This is a genomic window from Streptomyces sp. NPDC007162 (assembly GCF_040634175.1).
Lineage (GTDB): Bacteria > Actinomycetota > Actinomycetes > Streptomycetales > Streptomycetaceae > Streptomyces.
In genome coordinates this window covers 1-16,585 of the sequence record NZ_JBEYFC010000166.1, presented here as the reverse complement: position 1 = coordinate 16,585, position 16,585 = coordinate 1, and the positions used below count along the sequence as shown (strand labels likewise).

General features: G+C 72.0%; 13 protein-coding genes and 2 pseudogenes. 11 read left to right on the top strand and 4 right to left on the bottom strand.

Annotation, left to right across the window (positions count from 1 at the left end):
• The first annotated feature begins 161 nt into the window (after positions 1–161).
• A complete protein-coding gene (locus ABZ646_RS20935) occupies positions 162–740 on the top strand; it encodes a TetR/AcrR family transcriptional regulator (protein ID WP_360520777.1) in 579 nt (192 codons plus the stop codon).
• A 105-nt stretch (positions 741–845) separates the two neighbouring features.
• Here the strand turns inward: ABZ646_RS20935 and ABZ646_RS20930 are convergent, their stop codons facing one another.
• Entirely contained in the window at positions 846–1,274 is a 429-nt protein-coding gene (locus tag ABZ646_RS20930; RefSeq protein WP_360520774.1) for a hypothetical protein, read from the bottom strand.
• Positions 1,275–2,027: 753 nt separating this feature from the next.
• Positions 2,028–2,588, bottom strand: a pseudogene (locus tag ABZ646_RS20925) (NUDIX domain-containing protein); the annotation flags it as partial.
• Between the two features lie 26 nt (positions 2,589–2,614).
• Here ABZ646_RS20925 and ABZ646_RS20920 point away from each other — a divergent pair.
• Positions 2,615–2,815, top strand: coding sequence for a hypothetical protein (locus tag ABZ646_RS20920; protein WP_360520771.1), 201 nt, complete (start codon positions 2,615–2,617; stop codon positions 2,813–2,815).
• Between the two features lie 505 nt (positions 2,816–3,320).
• On the opposite strand, the pseudogene ABZ646_RS20915 reads toward ABZ646_RS20920, so the two are convergent.
• Positions 3,321–3,425 (bottom strand): annotated as a pseudogene (locus tag ABZ646_RS20915) (radical SAM protein); the annotation flags it as partial.
• Positions 3,426–3,615: 190 nt separating this feature from the next.
• Here ABZ646_RS20915 and ABZ646_RS20910 point away from each other — a divergent pair.
• From ABZ646_RS20910 to ABZ646_RS20870, 9 genes are all read left to right on the top strand, one after another.
• Complete coding sequence (locus ABZ646_RS20910) at positions 3,616–4,059, top strand: SRPBCC family protein (protein ID WP_360520768.1); 444 nt, start codon at positions 3,616–3,618, stop codon at positions 4,057–4,059.
• Between the two features lie 149 nt (positions 4,060–4,208).
• Positions 4,209–6,638, top strand: coding sequence for an MFS transporter (locus ABZ646_RS20905; RefSeq protein WP_360520765.1), 2,430 nt, complete (start codon positions 4,209–4,211; stop codon positions 6,636–6,638).
• Between the two features lie 201 nt (positions 6,639–6,839).
• Positions 6,840–9,353, top strand: coding sequence for a SpoIIE family protein phosphatase (locus ABZ646_RS20900; RefSeq protein ID WP_360520762.1), 2,514 nt, complete (start codon positions 6,840–6,842; stop codon positions 9,351–9,353).
• A gap of 135 nt (positions 9,354–9,488) precedes the next feature.
• Positions 9,489–10,214, top strand: a complete 726-nt coding sequence (locus ABZ646_RS20895; protein WP_360520759.1) for a methyltransferase domain-containing protein — start codon at positions 9,489–9,491, stop codon at positions 10,212–10,214.
• A gap of 91 nt (positions 10,215–10,305) precedes the next feature.
• The gene (locus ABZ646_RS20890; protein ID WP_360520756.1) at positions 10,306–11,139 is read left to right on the top strand and encodes a M55 family metallopeptidase; all 834 of its coding nucleotides are present in this window, start codon (positions 10,306–10,308) and stop codon (positions 11,137–11,139) included.
• A complete protein-coding gene (locus ABZ646_RS20885) occupies positions 11,132–12,436 on the top strand; it encodes a M20/M25/M40 family metallo-hydrolase (RefSeq protein ID WP_360520753.1) in 1,305 nt (434 codons plus the stop codon). The genes ABZ646_RS20890 and ABZ646_RS20885 overlap by 8 nt, the downstream gene beginning before the upstream one ends.
• Positions 12,437–12,452: 16 nt before the next feature.
• Positions 12,453–14,387 (top strand): prolyl oligopeptidase family serine peptidase, encoded by a 1,935-nt coding sequence (locus tag ABZ646_RS20880; RefSeq protein WP_360520750.1) that lies wholly within the window; start codon positions 12,453–12,455, stop codon positions 14,385–14,387.
• Positions 14,388–14,428: 41 nt separating this feature from the next.
• Complete coding sequence (locus ABZ646_RS20875; RefSeq protein WP_360520780.1) at positions 14,429–15,352, top strand: LD-carboxypeptidase; 924 nt, start codon at positions 14,429–14,431, stop codon at positions 15,350–15,352.
• A gap of 40 nt (positions 15,353–15,392) precedes the next feature.
• The gene (locus tag ABZ646_RS20870) at positions 15,393–15,947 is read left to right on the top strand and encodes a GNAT family protein (protein ID WP_360520747.1); all 555 of its coding nucleotides are present in this window, start codon (positions 15,393–15,395) and stop codon (positions 15,945–15,947) included.
• Positions 15,948–16,153: 206 nt separating this feature from the next.
• Here the strand turns inward: ABZ646_RS20870 and ABZ646_RS20865 are convergent, their stop codons facing one another.
• Positions 16,154–16,504: a VOC family protein gene (locus tag ABZ646_RS20865; RefSeq protein WP_360520744.1), complete on the bottom strand. Its 351-nt coding sequence runs from the start codon at positions 16,502–16,504 to the stop codon at positions 16,154–16,156.
• Positions 16,505–16,585 lie beyond the last annotated feature (81 nt).

Sequence of the window (16,585 nt, the reverse complement as noted above, 5' to 3'; positions counted from 1 at the left end):
CCCACCGGTGACCGCGTGCAGCCGCAGCCCGTTCACCTCTACGAGCCGGCTGGTGAAGACGTCAAGGAATCCGTCAGGCAGCCGCAGTGAACTCAAGGTTGTCATGCGGCGACCATACCCATCTTTGAACGATCGGTACAAGATGTGTAAGCTGACGGACCATGGCAGGCCGCAAGCAATTCGACGTGGACGAGGCGCTCCGACGCGCGATGCTCGTCTTCTGGCGCTGGGGTTATTCGGAGGCCTCGATCGATCGCCTGACCGAGGGCACGGGCCTGGGCCGGGGCTCGCTCTACGGCACCTTCGGCGGCAAGAGCGCCCTCTTCCGGAAAAGCCTCGAACGGTACGCGCAGACCTACCACCCGCTGTACGAGCAGGCACTGTCCGGCCCTCACCCGAGCCCGAGCGCCGTTGTGGCCGCCTTCCTGCAGGTCTCCCTGAACCGTATCGCCGACCCGTCGGTCCCGGATGGCTGCCTGCTCACGGTGTCGGCGACACAGTTCCCAGCGCTTGACGCGGAGGGCCGGGCGGTGGTCCGCGCCATGATTGACGGTTTGCGGGCGAGGCTGGAGCAGGCGTTGCTGGCGACGGGGGCCGGTGAGCAGGAGGCGGCCGAGCTGGCGTTGTGCACGCTGGCGACGAACAAATCTCTGGCGGTGCTGAGCCGTGCCGGCTTCTCGGGCGAAGACCTTGCAACTGTCGCCGCGGCCGCCGCCAAGAATGCCGAATCGACCGGCTGAACCGTCGGGGCCGCAAGCGGGAACGACTTCGCAGCGACCTTGGGGCAGCCGGCGGCTCGGCAGGAAGTGCCTCGGCGGGGATCTAGTTGTGGTGCATTGTTGGAACTACACCGGAAAATAACTTGAGCAGGTGTATGCCGGAAGTGGCGGAAAGTACCCGTTCCACCACCATTCGCAGATTTGTATCCATCTGATTTTTGCTCCAGGATCCCCAAATTGGCCCGACTGGGACTCGTTGGCGTCCACCGTTACTGCCCATTGGCCAGTGCTGTTGTCCGGCGGCGGTGCATCGTAGTCGGTCCACACGTACAGCTGCGCTTTGAACACCCTGTTAGCGCCACTGTTGTAGAGCCAGTACCAGCCACCTCTGCCGTTGCCCGCGCAGTTGTCGATCTGCGCCTCGCTGGCATCGACGTTGACCGTAACGGCGCACCCTAGCGCGCCGGCTTGGGCCGGCTGCGCGACCGCGAGCGCTCCCAGGCTCATCGACATGATGGCGACGAGCGACGTGAGCGTCTTCTTGACGACCGACAACGATTCCTCCCTCGTTCTCTTCGGAACAGGCTGTGGAATTGCGGGCGGGCAGCGCGGCTTCCGCCCCGCCAAGGAGATGGCGACCGAGGCGGTCCAGCCGGCCCGGTGGCGGCCGGAGTTCAGGAGCGGCTACCGCAGCGGGCGTGGGCGGAGGCTCCTCGGCCGGTGCCGGTCAGCAGAGCTCGGCGACCATTGATATGAAGACGGGCACCGGGCAGACCAAGGGCCACCCTTACGGAGTCGGCGCCGAGGCCCGTCGGGCACACGTCGATGGAAATCGCGCGTGCTCCAATGAACCCCGGCCCGACGATCAGGCCCGGTCGGCCGATGTCACCAGTCCGGCCCGATGATGATCAGTATGTCGAACATTTTCCCTCCCCACGGATTTCCGCTGGCGTGGTCCTTCGGAATTCTCGGCGGAACGCAGAACGTGGGTTCAGCGGAACGGCCCGAAGATCCGAGATGCTCCGCTTCCCAGGCAACCCATGTTGTGCGTAGCTCGCGCCGAGGTCCACCCCAGTCCATGACGGCCATCGGCGGGTGCGTTCTGCTGGGGTGGGTCCCTGATGCGAACGCTGCTCAGGCGGTGTCGGCCTGAGACGCCGTCCGCGTTCCGAACGTGATCGTTTGGTTCGGGCGGCTGGGTGGGCATGAACTCTGGTGGACGGCGGGAGAGATGGGCGTGGTTCGTCCGTTCGTCTCGCTTGTGGAGGTGGCCGGTGCCGTCGGTGCCCGGTCTGCTGGAGGCCCGGGAGAAGGTCCGGTCCGGAACGCCAGGTACCGTCTGAAAGCTACGTGGCTGTCGGGGGTGAAGCGCCACTCCAGCAGGGCCGACCGCAGCTCCGGCTCCGTCAGCCAGCCGTGCCAGGCGACCTCATCGGCATCGGGGACCACGGCATCCGGCACCACGACTTCGTGCACGCCGAGCCAGTGAGGGCTCAAACCACTGCGGTTGATGAACGTGAACAGCAAGCGGGGCAACACACGAATGCCCAGCTCTTCGGCCAACTCCCGTGCAGCGGCCTGCTCGTAGGACTCACCGACACCCACCGCGCCACCGGCCACGACCTCATGGAGCCCGGGGAAGCGCGACAACTGCTCCGACCGCCGGTGAACGAGGATCCGCCCACGCTCATCACGACACACCGTCACGGCGACACGGTGCAGCCAACCCTCCAGGACGGCCTGCCGACGGCTGACCACCACCCCCAGCACACGATCTTGATCGTCGACACGCTCCACCAGTTCATCCACGACGCACACCCTGGCAGAGCCCACCGACAACGCCACTTCCCGGCGGCCCGTGGAGGGCATCCCGAGAGCACCTGCACGCTGCGCGGTTGGACGTCGTGGGCATCGTCGACGGGCTGCGGCCACCGGATGTGCGGGCGGACCTGACGCACGGACAGGTGATCGAGGTAGTGGTGGCGAACCGGCTGACCGCTCCCGTGCCGCTGTTCCGCGTCGAGGACTGGGCGTACTCGTGTGAGGCAGTCGAGGGTCCTGGCGGAGGCCGATGCGTGTCCCGGCTGGTGCATTGACGGGTCTCATCGGTGTCTTGCCGGGGGCTTCGGCGATCAGCGGCGTTGTCGCGTCCGGCCGGTGGCGGCAAAACACCCTCCGAGGGCCCGTGGGACGACCTTCGTCCACTCCCAGTCGGCAAGAGCACGACGGCACAGACGGCCTGCGCCGGCCTGCGCGTACGAACGGAAACGCCCCGGTGAGCGCCATGCAGGACTCCCTCGACAGCCGCTGCTGGTGCGTCGGTTACCGGCGCTTCGCTGTGCGGTCGCGCAGCAGCAGCCACTGACTCGCGTCGGCGCCGTCTGAGCGCGCAGCCGGTCCGTGCAGCAGCACGGCGTAGGCCGTCCTCTCCACCTTGCTCGGGGCGGCATACTGGCCGGGCGCCTCCGGGGTCGGGAATGACCTCGTCATGCCTTTCCAGGCCTTGTCCGCGTTCGGAGTGCTGAGCATCGGCCCTCCCGGGCTCACTAGGGTCATGCGGTGAAGTACGCGCACGCGTGCGTGCAGCCCCGGTGCGGGTTCGAACTCGGGCGTGTCGATGGTCCGGGTGGTGACGGCGTCCGCGTCGAACAGTGCGGCGTCGGCCCGGCCGTGTTCGGTCTCCTCGGTGAGGTTCTCCCAGCGCATGACGCCTCCTCGGTGGCACTCACCACAGAATAGAACATCTGTTCCCATGATCGTGCGAGGGAGTGCGACCGATCCGTGGAGACCGTGCGGACGCTCTTTCCGACCGCTTCCGGCACCCCGATTTGGGGCGCCGGGCGCCGGGGTGGTTGGCTTGGCACCACCCGGAGAACCCAGCTGCTGGAGGAACGCAATGGCGCAGGTCGAGGCCACCACGGAGCGGATCGTCGCCGCGGACCCGGAGACGGTGTTCGACACCCTCGCCGATTACAGCGGCACGCGCGCGAACCTGCTGACCGAGCACTACAGCGAGTACGAGGTGCGCGAGGGCGGCGACGGCGAGGGCACCCTCGTCCACTGGAAGCTCCAGGCCACCAACAAGCGCGTCCGCGACTGCCTTCTTGAGGTCACCGAGCCCACCGATGGCGAGCTGGTCGAGAAGGACCGAAACTCCTCCATGGTCACCACCTGGCGCGTCACCCCCGCCGGGGAGGGGAGGTCCAGGGTCGTCGTCACCACCATCTGGCAGGGCGCCGGCGGCATCGGCGGCTTCTTCGAGAAGACCTTCGCCCCCAAGGGCCTCGGCCGGATCCAGGCCGCGGTGCTCGACAAGCTCGCCGCCCAGGTCGAGAAGTAACCTCCGGCCGGAAAGGGGGCGTTGGCTGCCCTCACCGGTTCGAGTGGATCTCCGTTCCGGAGGGTCCTGTGCCGTAACTCGTCGCGCCTGCCCGTAGTTGTCGCCATCACGGCGGCAATGGTGCGCAGGCGCGACGAGGGGAGCGGTACGTGGGCGGAACGACGCTGGTGGAGTACGAGGAACCGGCTGCGGCGCCTTCGGCCGCCGCCGTGGCCGAACCGGCCCCGGCGCCCGGACTCGGGCCGCGCCGCACCTGGCTGGTGTTCTGCGGGCTGATGCTCGCCCTGCTCCTCGCCGCGCTGGACCAGATGATCGTCGCCACCGCGCTGCCGAAGATCGTCGGTGAACTGCACGGCCTCGACAGGATGTCCTGGGCGATCACCGCCTACCTGCTCACCGCCACCGTCGGCCTGCCCGTCTACGGCAAACTCGGCGACCTGATCGGTCGCAAGGGCGTCTTCCAGTTCGCGATCCTCGTCTTCGCCGTCGGCTCCGCGCTGGCCGGGCGGGCGCAGAGCATGGACCAGATGATCGCCTTCCGCGCCGTACAGGGCGTCGGCGCGGGCGGGTTGATGATCGGTGTGCAGGCGATCATCGCCGACATCGTGCCGCCCCGGCGGCGCGGCCGGTTCATGGGACTGATCGGCGCCGCCTTCGGCCTGGCCTCGGTCGCCGGGCCGCTGCTCGGCGGCTACTTCACCGACCACCTCTCCTGGCGCTGGTGCTTCTACGTCAACGTCCCCTTCGGGCTGGTCACGCTGGCCGTCATCACCCTCGTACTGAAGCTGCCGAAACCCCGGACCCGCGCCCGTTTCGACGTGCTGGGCGCGCTGTTGCTCACCGCCGCCTCCACCTGCCTCGTCCTGCTGACCAGTTGGGGCGGGACCGAGTACGCGTGGGGCTCGGGCGTCATCCTCGGGCTGGGGGCCGGCGCGGTGGTCGCCGCCGGGCTGTTCCTCGTCGTCGAGCACCACGCGGTCGAACCCCTCATCCCCCTCAGGCTGTTCCGGGACCCCGTCTTCACCGTGACCGGCCTGGTGGGACTGGTCATCGGCGTCGCCCTGTTCGGCGCTGCCAGCTACCTGCCGACGTTCCTGCAGATGGTCGACGGGGCCTCGGCGACCGGGTCCGGGCTGCTGATGCTGCCCATGATGGGCGGGATCGTCGGGGCCTCGGTCGTCGCCGGACAGCTCATCAGCCACACCGGGCGCTACCGGATCTACCCCGTGCTCGGCGGCGGTCTCTCGGTCGTCGGCATGTGGCTGCTGTCCCGGCTCGAGGTCGGCACCCCGCGCTGGCAGTACAGCATCTGGATGGCCGTTCTCGGCGCCGGGATCGGCATGGTGATGCCGGTGCTGGTCCTCGCCGTGCAGAACTCCGTGCGCCCCACCGACCTCGGCACCGCCACCAGCGCCAACAACTACTTCCGGCAGATCGGCGGGAGCGTCGGCGCCGCCGTCTTCGGCACCCTCTTCACCGACCGGCTCACCGACGCCCTGCACCGCCGCCTCCCCGTCCACGCCGGCGCCCGGCTGCCCGACCCGGAGGCCCTCACCCCGCAACTCGTCCACGCGCTGCCCCCGGCACTGCGCGACGCCTACATCCGCGCCTACGCCGACGCGATGCCCCGGATCTTCCTCTACCTGGTCCCGGTGCTCGTCCTCGGCCTGATCGTCGCCTGCTTCCTCAAGGAGAAACCGCTGGTGTCGCACCACACCGCCGAAACGGAGTCCGCTCCCGTGACCGCCCCGATCCCGCAGGCCCGCATCCAGTCTCCGGCCGCGGGGACCCACACCCCGCCCCGCCCGCCGCACACCGGCGCGGGGATCCCCGTCTGCGGCACCGTCCAGCACCCCGACGGGACCGTGGTGCCCCGCGCGGCCCTCACCCTCATCGACGCCGTCGGCCGGCAGATCGGCCGCGGCGCCAGCGGCGAGGACGGCCGGTACGCACTGGCCACGCCCGGCTCCGGGGCCTACGTCCTGATCGCCGCCGCCGGCGGACACCAGCCGCAGGCCGTCACCGTGACCGTCGGCGAGCGGCCCGTCGAACTCGACGTGGTCCTCGGCGGCGCCGGACGCCTCGCGGGCAGCGTGCTCACCGCCGACGGCACACCGGTACGGGACGCCACCGTCACCCTCACCAACGTGCACGGCGAGGTCGTCGCCAGCGTCCGCAGCGGGCGCGAGGGCGGGTATGTCATCACCGAGCTGGTGGCCGGCGAGTACACCCTCGCAGGCAGCGCGCCCGCCTTCCGCCCGGCCGCCCTCCCGGTCACCGTGCAGGCCTCCCGGGAGACCAGGCAGGACGTCGAACTCGCCGGCGGCGCCGTGCTGAAGGGCACCGTCCGCGCCGGGGGAGGGCGGCCGGTGGAGGACGCGCGGGTGACACTGCTCGACGCCGCGGGCAACGTCGTCGACACCCTCACCACCGGCGCCGACGGGACCTTCCGGTTCGTCGACCTCTCGTCCGGCGAGTACACCGTCATCGCGGCCGGCTACCCGCCGGTCGCCACGGTCCTCCAGGTCGCGGGCGGCGGCCGCACCGAGCGCGACCTGCAACTGGGCCACGAGGACTGACCGCCGCCCCGGGCGCGCAGTCCCGGCTCCGGCGCGGTGGAAGCGGTTCGCGCGGTGGGCGGGGGCGCGGACCTGCGCGCGCCGGTGTGATCCGGTGAAACCAATTCCAGGAATGCCACACATCGCAACCTGCGGCCACCGTACGGTAGTGGCGGGCGGCACAGATCTTTTGCGGAGCCGTGGGGAGAGAGGGCCTGGGCCATGGACCGTGGCAGCGAGCGGGACGCACCTGCCGGCCTCGGTGCCGGAGACGGCGCGGTGGGCCGCATCCCGCTGGCCGTGGTCGTCGTCGACCGCGCCGGCCGGGTCTCCCACTGGAGCACCGGGGCCCGACGGCTCTTCGGGGCCGCCAGGGAGGAGGCGATCGGCCGCGCCGTCCTCGACCTGCTGCCCGTCTCCGGCGCCCTCCCCGAAGAAGACGACGAGATCACCCCGTACGGGGCCTACGCGGCCTACGACGGACTCGGTCCCGACCTGGAGTCCTCCCTCGACGGACGGCTCAACTTCCCGGCGGCGGGCCGCGCCCGCCTCACCGTGCCCGGGCGGAGCGAGAGCCTCTCCGTGCCCGCGCTAAGCGAGCCGGGGGCACCCCCGCCCGAAGGGCAGGGCAGGGACCGCACCGATGTGCTCTGGTGGGCGTACCCGCTGGTCGGCCCCGGGGACGAGCGGCTCCTGGTGCTGGCCGCCGACGCCGAACGGCTGCACGGGGCCGAGCAGGACGAGGGTGTCGCCTTCGAGCGGATCGCGCCCGGCTTCGCCCTGCACACCGACTTCCCCGGCGCCGAGGAACTGGCCCGCAGGCTGCCCGAGATCCTGCCCAGCATGAGCGTGGACGAGAGCGCCCGGATAGTCGCCCAGGTCCTGGAACTCGGCTACCCCATCCTGGAGTTCAGCCAGAACGACCGGGTGCCGGTCACCCCCGACTGGGGCGTCGCCCGGCGCACCGAGCGCAAGGCCCGCCGGGCGCGCGCCGCGCACGCGGCCGCCCAGGGGCTGCCCGTCCCCGCCGAACTCACCGACGAGGGCGAGGACCTGGAGTACGCGGCCGTCCGCGAACGCCTGGAGTTCCTCAACGAGGTCAGCGGGAAGATCGGCACCTCGCTCGACCTGTCCCGCACCATCGTCGAGGTCAGCAGAGCCGTCGTACCCCGCTTCACCGACGTCGCGGGCACCTACCTGCGGGAACAGGTCGTCGCCGGCGAGGGGTTCCCGGACGGTGTGCCCGACACCACCACCATGTGGCACCGGGTCGCCCTGGAGCACACCGACGAGCCCGGCCGCTGGGACGACGTCGTACCGGTCGGCGAGGCCATGCCCTTCCCGGCGCACACCCCGTTCTTCCAGTGCATGACCAGCGGCGAACCGGTCCTCGTCCCGCGCATCAGCGAGGAGATGGGCCATGCCATCGCCGCCCAGTTCGAGAAGCGCGACATCCGGCCGCTGATCACCGGCCGTTCGATGCTGGTGGTGCCGCTGAAGGCCCGCAACGTCGTGCTCGGCTTCATGATCCTGCTGCGCCACCCCGAGCGCGAGCTGTTCAACGACATGGACCGGGTCACCGGCGCCGAACTCGCCGCCCGCGCGGGCCTCGTACTCGACAACGCCCGCATGTACACCTTCCAGGAGAGCGTCGCCGAGACCCTCCAGGACAGCATGCTGCCGCACATCCCGCCCCGGATGGCGGGCTGTGACATCGCCACCCGCTACCTGCCCGGCACCCTGCTCGGACGGGTCGGCGGCGACTGGTTCGACTCCGTGAAACTCCCCGGCGCACGCACCGCCCTCGTCGTCGGCGACGTCATGGGCCACGGCCTCAACTCGGCCGCGATGATGGGCCAGTTGCGCACCGCCGTCCAGACGATGGCGGCGATGGACCTGCCGCCCGCCCAACTCCTGCGCAACCTGGACGACCTGGCGCAGCGCCTGGGCGACACCTACCTGGCCACCTGCCTCTACGCCGTCTACGACCCGATCGAGGGCGAACTGCACCTCGCCAACGCGGGCCACATCCCGCCGGTCCTGGTGCGGGCCGTCGACGGCCGCAGCGAACTCCTCGACCTGCCCACCGGCGCGCCCATAGGTGTCGGCGGGGTCGCCTTCGAGTCGCTGCGGGTGCGCGTCGAACCCGGCGACCGGCTGGTGATGTGCACCGACGGACTGGTCGAGATGCGCGGCGAGGACATCGGGGTCGGCCTCGCCACCCTCTGCGAGTCCGCCGCCCACCCGGCCGCCTCCATGGACCACGCCTGCGACACCATCATCCGCGCGCTCAACACCCGAGGCGGCCGCAAGGACGACGTCGCCCTGCTGATGGCCCGGCTCAACGGCATCGAGCCCGACGACGTCGCCGAATGGCGGCTCGCCCTCGACCCGGCCGAGGTCGGGCGGGCCCGCGCCGCCGTCCGCGAGCAGCTGCACGACTGGGGTCTCGGGCGCCTCGCCGACCCGGCCGAACTCATGGTCAGCGAACTCGTCACCAACGCCGTACGGCACTCCCACAGCCGTCCGGTGCAGCTCCGGCTGATCTGCGGCGAGACCCTGCTGTGCGAGGTGGACGACGACGACCACACCCTGCCGACCCTGCTCAACGCGCGCCCCGACGCCGACGCCGGACGGGGGCTGCGGGTGGTCAGCACCCTGGCCCGGGAGTGGGGGACCAGCCGTACGGCCGCCGGGAAGACCGTCTGGTTCGAACTCACCTCGCGGCGCCGCTGACCCAGGGGGCGCACGTTCGCCGAACGGGTGGTGAAGGAACGCGCCGGGTGCTTGTGGCCGAAACCCGCGCAGGGTAGACCGTACTGGCCCGTCAGTGACGACGGTCATCTGCGGTTTGACCCTGGGGAGTTGGCCATGAGCGTGACTAGTCGGAACCGGCATGCGTGGGAGGGCTTCTGGCGAGAGGCGCCCGACGAACCGGGGGCGGTGTTCTGGGACGCCGAGCCGGACGTGACCGCCGCGGTCCACGTCGCCCTCTTCGAACCCCACCTCATCGACCCGGGTCTGCCCCTGGTCGACCTGGGCTGCGGCAACGGCACCCAGACCCGGTTCCTCGCCCAGCACTTCCCGCGCGTCCTGGGCGCCGACATGTCCGAGGCCGCCCTGGAGCACGCCCGGCAGGCCGATCCCGCGGGACAGGCCCGCTACCGGCTCCTCGACGCGGCCGAGAAGACCGAGGCCCAGGCCCTGCACCTGGAGCTGGGCGACGCCAACGTCTACATGCGGGGTGTCCTGCACCAGTGCGAACCGGACGACCGGCAGCCACTCGTCGACTCCGTCGCCACCCTCGTCGGCAACCGCGGCCGGGCCTTCCTCGTGGAACTCGCCGAGGCCGCGAGGCCCGTCCTCGGCGGCCTCGCCCAGAGCCCGTCGGGGCCGCCGCCCAAGCTCGCCCCGGTTTTCCGGCACGGCATAGCCCCCGGCGAGGTCGCCGACGACGCGGTCCCCGGCTATCTGCGCAGCGCCGGCCTCACCGTGCTGGCGAGCGGGGAACTGCCCCTGACCACCACCGAGTTCACCCCGGACGGCGAGCTGATCGTGCTGCCGTCGAAGTGGCTGCTCGCGGGCCGGGAGGGCTGAGGGGTCACGCGGAGGCCGGGCGGGAGCCGGGCGGGCGCGCTGCCGCCCGCCTGCTGGCCCGGCCCTCCCGCGACGCGTAACGTGACGGACCATGAAGATCCTCATCAGCGCCGACATGGAGGGCGCCACCGGGGTGACCTGGCCCGGCGACGTGCTGCCGGGGACACCGCAGTGGGAGCGGTGCCGGTCGCTGTTCACCTCGGACGTGAACGCCGCCGTCCTCGGCTTCTACGACGGCGGCGCCGACGAGGTCCTGATCAACGAGGCCCACTGGAGCATGCGCAACCTGCTCCTCGAGCAGCTCGACGAACGCGCCGAGATGATCACCGGCCGCCACAAGGCCCTCTCCATGGTCGAGGGCGTCCAGTACGGCGACGTCGACGGGGTCGCCTTCGTCGGCTACCACACCGGCGCCGGCATGGCGGGCGTCCTCGCCCACACCTACCTCGCCAACTCCATCACCGGGGTCTGGCTCAACGACGTCCGCGCCGGCGAGGGCCTGCTCAACGCCCACGTGGTCGCCGAGTACGGCGTCCCCGTCGTCCTCTTCACCGGCGACGACCTGGCCTGCGAGGACGCCCTCGGCTACGCGCCCGAGGCGCTCAAGGTCGCCGTCAAGGACCACGTGTCCCGGTACGCGGCGGTGTGCCGGACCCCGGCCAGGACGGCCGGGGACATCCGGGCCGCCGCCAAGGAAGCCGCCCGCCTCGCGGTGCGGCACGAGCCCGTGACCGGCGGTCCTTTCACGATCGCCCTGGAGTTCGACGCCGAGCACCTCGCCCTCTCCGCCACCGTCGTCCCCGGCGTCGAGCGGATCGGCGAGCGCAAGGTGGCGTACACCGAAGGAACCATGTACGACGGCATCCGCACCTTCAAGGCGGTCACCACGATCGTCTCGGCCGCGGTGGAGGAGCAGTATGGCTGACCAGCAGGCACTGGACGAGGTCGTCCGGTTCACCTCCGAACTGATCCGGATCGACACCAGCAACCGCGGCGGCGGCGACTGCCGGGAGCGCCCGGCCGCCGAGTACGCGGCCGGGCAGCTCGCCGGAGCGGGCCTGGAACCGATCCTCCTGGAGCGCACCGAGGGCCGTACCAACGTCGTCGCCCGTATCGAGGGCACCGACCCGGCCGCCGACGCGCTCCTGGTCCACGGGCACCTCGACGTGGTGCCCGCGCAGGCCGCGGACTGGAGCGTCGACCCCTTCTCCGGGGAGATCCGCGACGGGGTGGTCTGGGGGCGGGGCGCCGTCGACATGAAGAACATGGACGCGATGATCCTCGCGGTGGTGCGCGCCTGGGCCCGGGAGGGGGTACGGCCGCGCCGGGACATCGTCCTCGCCTTCACCGCCGACGAGGAGGACAGCGCGGTCGACGGCTCCGGCTTCCTCGCCGACCACCACCCCGAACTGTTCGAGGGCTGCACCGAGGGCGTCGGCGAGTCGGGCGCCTTCACCTTCCACGACGGCACCGGGCGGCAGATCTACCCCGTCGCCGCCGGGGAGCGCGGTACCGGCTGGCTCAAGCTCACCGCGCGCGGCCGGGCCGGACACGGCTCCAAGGTGAACAAGGAGAACGCGGTCACCCGCCTCGCCGCCGCCGTCACCCGCATCGGTGAGCACACCTGGCCGCTCCGGCTCACCCCGACGGTCTCCGCGGCCCTCACCGAACTCGCCGCGCTCTACGGCATCGACAGCGACCTCCGCGACGTCGACCTGCTCCTCGACAAGCTCGGCCCGGCCGCCAGACTGGTCGAGGCCACCGTCCGCAACAGCACCAACCCGACGATGCTGGACGCCGGTTACAAGCTCAACGTCATCCCCGGCGAGGCCGTCGCCTTCGTCGACGGGCGCTATCTGTACGGCACCGAGGACGAGTTCCGCGCCACCCTCGACGAGCTCACCGGACCCGACGTCGACTGGGAGTTCCAGCACCGCGAGGTCGCCCTGCAGGCACCGCTGGACGCACCGACGTACGCCAGGATGCGCGCCGCCGTCGAGGAGTTCGCCCCCGAGGGGCACGTGGTGCCGTACTGCATGTCCGGCGGTACCGACGCCAAGCAGTTCTCCCGGCTCGGCATCGCCGGCTACGGCTTCGCCCCGCTCAGGCTGCCCGAGGGCCTCGACTACCAGGCCCTCTTCCACGGGGTCGACGAACGCGTGCCCGTCGAGGCCCTGCACTTCGGCGTCCAGGTCCTGGACCGCTTCCTGCGCACGGCGTGACCGCGAAGGAGACAGCGTGCAGACGAAGCCGTACGGCTCGTGGATCTCGCCCGTCGACGCGGCCCTGGCCGCGGCGCACGACGGCGCCCCGGAATGGGTGGGGTACGTCGGCGGCGAACCCTGGTGGACCGAACCCCGGCCCGGGGAGGGCGGCCGCCGCACCCTGGTACGGGGCAGCACCCGGGAGTCCGTGCTGCCCGCGCCGTGGAACGTCCGCAGCCGGGTCGTCGAGTACGGCGGACACCCCTGGGCGGGCGCCGTGGCCGCCGACGGCGGTGCGCCCCTGCTGGTTTTCACGCACTTCGACGACCAGCGGCTGTACCGGTTCGAGCCCGGCGCCGAACCCCGCCCGCTGACCCCGCCCGGACCCCGCTGGGCCGAACCGCGCCTGCTGCCGGACCGGGGTGAGGTGTGGTGCGTACTGGAGGAGGCCACCGGGGACGGCCCCGGCGACGTACGGCGCGTGCTCGCCGCCGTACCGCTGGACGGCTCGGCCGCCGAGGACCGGGCCGCGGTACGCGAACTCACCGGCGAGCGGCACCGGTTCCTGACCGGGCCGCGGCTCTCGCACGACGGGCGGCGGGCCGCCTGGCTGGCCTGGGACCATCCGCGGATGCCCTGGGACGGCACCGAGCTGCTGGTCGGCGAGGTCGGCGACGACGGTCTGCTGCACTCGGTCCGCACCGTCGCTGGCGGACCGGCGGAGGCCGTCGCCCAGGTGGAGTGGTCGGCGGACGACCGGCTGCTGTACGCGAGCGACCGCAGCGGCTGGTGGAACCTCTACCGGGACGGCGTCCCCCTCTGCCCGCGCGAGGAGGAGTTCGCCGGGCCGCTCTGGCGGCTCGGCTCCCGCTGGTTCGCGCCACTGGACGACGGGCTGATCGCCGTCGTCCACGGCCGCGGACCGGCCGTGCTCGGGGTGCTCGACCCGGAAACCGGCGAAGTGGCCGACGCCGCCGGGCCCTGGGCCGAGTTCGCCTCCACCCTCGCCGTGCACGGCACCCGGGTCGTCGCGGTCGGGGCCGGCCCGCGCACCGCGCCCGAGGTCGTCGAACTCGACACCGCCTCCGGCCGCGCCCGGGTCGTCGGCACCCCGCACCACGACCCGGTCGACCCGGCCTACTACTCCGAGCCCGAGGTGCGCGCCTTCACCGGGCCGGGCGGCCGGGAGGTGCACGCCCACGTCCACCCGCCCCGCCACCCCGGCCACACCGCCCCCGCGGGCGAGCTGCCGCCGTACGTCATCTGGGCGCACGGCGGCCCCACCAGCAGGGTGCCGCTCGTCCTGGACCTCGCGATCGCCTACTTCACCTCCCGCGGCATCGGGGTCGCCGAGGTGAACTACGGCGGCTCCACCGGATACGGACGGGAGTACCGGGAACGGCTGCGCGAGCAGTGGGGAGTGGTCGACGTCGAGGACTGCGCGGCCGTCGCGCTGGCCCTCGCCGAGGAGGGCAGCGCGGACCGCACCCGGCTCGCGATCCGCGGCGGCAGCGCGGGCGGCTGGACCGCCGCCGCCTCCCTGACCGGCACCGACGTCTACGCCTGCGGCACCATCGCCTACCCCGTCCTCGACCTCGTCGGCTGGGGTGCCGGGGAGACCCACGACTTCGAGTCCCACTACCTGGAATCCCTGATCGGACCGCGGGCCGAGGTGCCCGAGCGCTATGCCGAGCGGTCTCCCACCGAGCATGTCGACCGGCTCACCGCGCCCTTCCTGCTGCTCCAGGGCCTCGACGACGTGATCTGCCCGCCCGCGCAGTGCGAGCGTCTCCTCGCCCGACTGGACGGGCGGCCGGTGCCGCACGCCTACCTCACCTTCGCGGGGGAGGGCCACGGCTTCCGGCGCGCCGAGACCCTGGTCCGCGCCCTGGAAGCCGAACTCGCCCTCTACGCACAGGTGTTCGGCCTCGACGTGGCCGGGATCCCCGCACTGGAGCTGGTGAAGTGAGTGGAGTGAGTGACGTGACGTCAGCGGCCGGAGCGGCCCCGGTGGGCGAACTGACCAGGCCGCCGCGGCTGACCGCCGGAGCGCGGGTCGCCGTCGTGGCGCCCAGCGGGCCGGTCGTGGAGGAGCGGCTCCAGGCGGGGCTCGACATCCTGCGCGGCTGGGACCTCGACCCGGTGGTGGCACCCCATGTGGCGGCACGGGACGGCGAGCTGGGCTACCTGGCCGGGGCGGACGCCGACCGTGCGGCCGACCTCCAGCGGGCCTGGTGCGACCCGTCCGTCTCCGCCGTGCTCTCGGCACGCGGCGGCTACGGCGCCCAGCGCGTCGTGGACCTGCTCGACTGGGAGGCGATGCGGGCGGCCGGGCCCAAGGCGTTCGTCGGGTTCAGCGACGGGACCGTCCTGCACGAGGCGTTCGCCACCCGGCTGGGACTCGCCACCCTGTACGGGCCGGTGGCAGCGGGCGCGGACTTCGTCAAGAGCACCGAGGCCCAGGAACACCTGCGGGCCACCCTGTTCGCCCCGGAGAAGGTCCGCACGATCCCCTCCCGGGGCACCGCGCTGGTCCCCGGCCGGGCCCGGGGCGTCACGGTCGGCGGCTGTCTGCGCCTGCTCGCCACCGGCCTCCGCACCCCGGGCACCCACCCCGGCGCGCGCGGCGGCCTGCTCCTCCTGGAGGACGTGGGCGAGCAGCCGTACAGCCTCGACCGGAGCCTCACCCAACTCCTTCGGTCCGGCTGGCTCGACGGCGTCGCCGGGATCCTGCTCGGGTCCTGGGACCGCTGCGGACCGTACGAGAGGGTGCGGGCGATGCTCGCCGACCGGCTCGGCGGCCTGGGGGTGCCGGTGGCCGAGGAGTTCGGGTTCGGGCACTGCGCGGGCGCCCTGACGATCCCGCTGGGAGTGACCGCGGAACTGGACGCCGACGCGGGCACGCTCACCCTCGCGGAGCCGGCACTGCGCTGACGGCCCACCCGGGGGCCGTCGCTGCGCGTAGGGTGACGGGATGCCGCACACCGCTTCCCGCTACCTCGCCGAGGGCCCCAGCGTGGGCATCCGCCACTTCACCTACGAGGACGGCGCCGAGTTCATCGCCCGGGCCCGGGAGAGCAAGGACCTCCACCAGCCGTGGTTGTTCCCGCCCACCACCGACGCCGCCTACGCCGGTTACGCGGGGCGGCTGATCGAGGACCGCAGCAAGGCCGGGTTCCTGGTGTGCGAGAAGGACGCCGATGGCGCGATCGCCGGGTTCGTCAACATCAACAACATCGTCGAGGGCGGCTTCCAGTGCGGTGCGCTCGGCTACGGCGTGTTCGCGCACGCCGCCGGGCGCGGCCTGATGCGGGAGGCCATGGGGCTGGTCGTCGACCACGCCTTCGGGCCGATGCGGCTGCACCGCCTCGAGATCAACGCCCAGCCCGGCAACGCCGCGTCCATCGCGCTCGCACGCGGTGCCGGCTTCCGCCTGGAGGGCTTCTCCCCGAACATGATCTACATCGACGGCGCCTGGCGGGACCACGAGCGGTGGGCGATCACGGCGGAGATGCGCGCGGACGGCTGACGGCCGTTGCGCGATCCTGACCAGGATCCGACGCGAGGTACTGACCCTGCCCGCGGCGGAGTGGGGCCCGGACAACCCGCTGCCCCCGCTCCGCCTCCGGAGCTGCTGCTCGCGGAGGGGCGGCCGACGGCCGGCTGTGGGCGCGGCTCACCGAGGAGCCGCTGCCCGGCCGGTACGACGTGCGGATGCGGCCGCCCGGGCCCTGATCAGGTCTGGTGCTGGTCGACGTACTCGAAGATCGAGCCGTCCGGGTGCATCGCCAGCAGGTTGCGGCCGACCGGCGTCGGCACCGGCCCCGCGATGATCTGCGCGCCGAGGCCGCTGAGCAGCCGGTGCGCCTCCTCCACGTCCTTCACCGCGATGGTCGCGGCCACCTTGCGCAGCACCTCCAGCTCCGCCTCCGGGCCGCTCATCAGAAGGAACGAGCCGACCGCGGCGACCTGGACGCCGCCGCGCTCGAACCGGCTGGCTCTGCCGCCGGAGAGGCGTTCGTAGAAGGGGATCGCGGTATCGAGGTCGTCGACGCAGATGCGCAGGGAGGCGCCCAGAATCTCCATGCCCCGAGCCTAGTTGGCCGCCGGCACCGTCCCCGACATGATCAGCAACCACAACGAGGGTGACGTCGACGACCCCGTCAC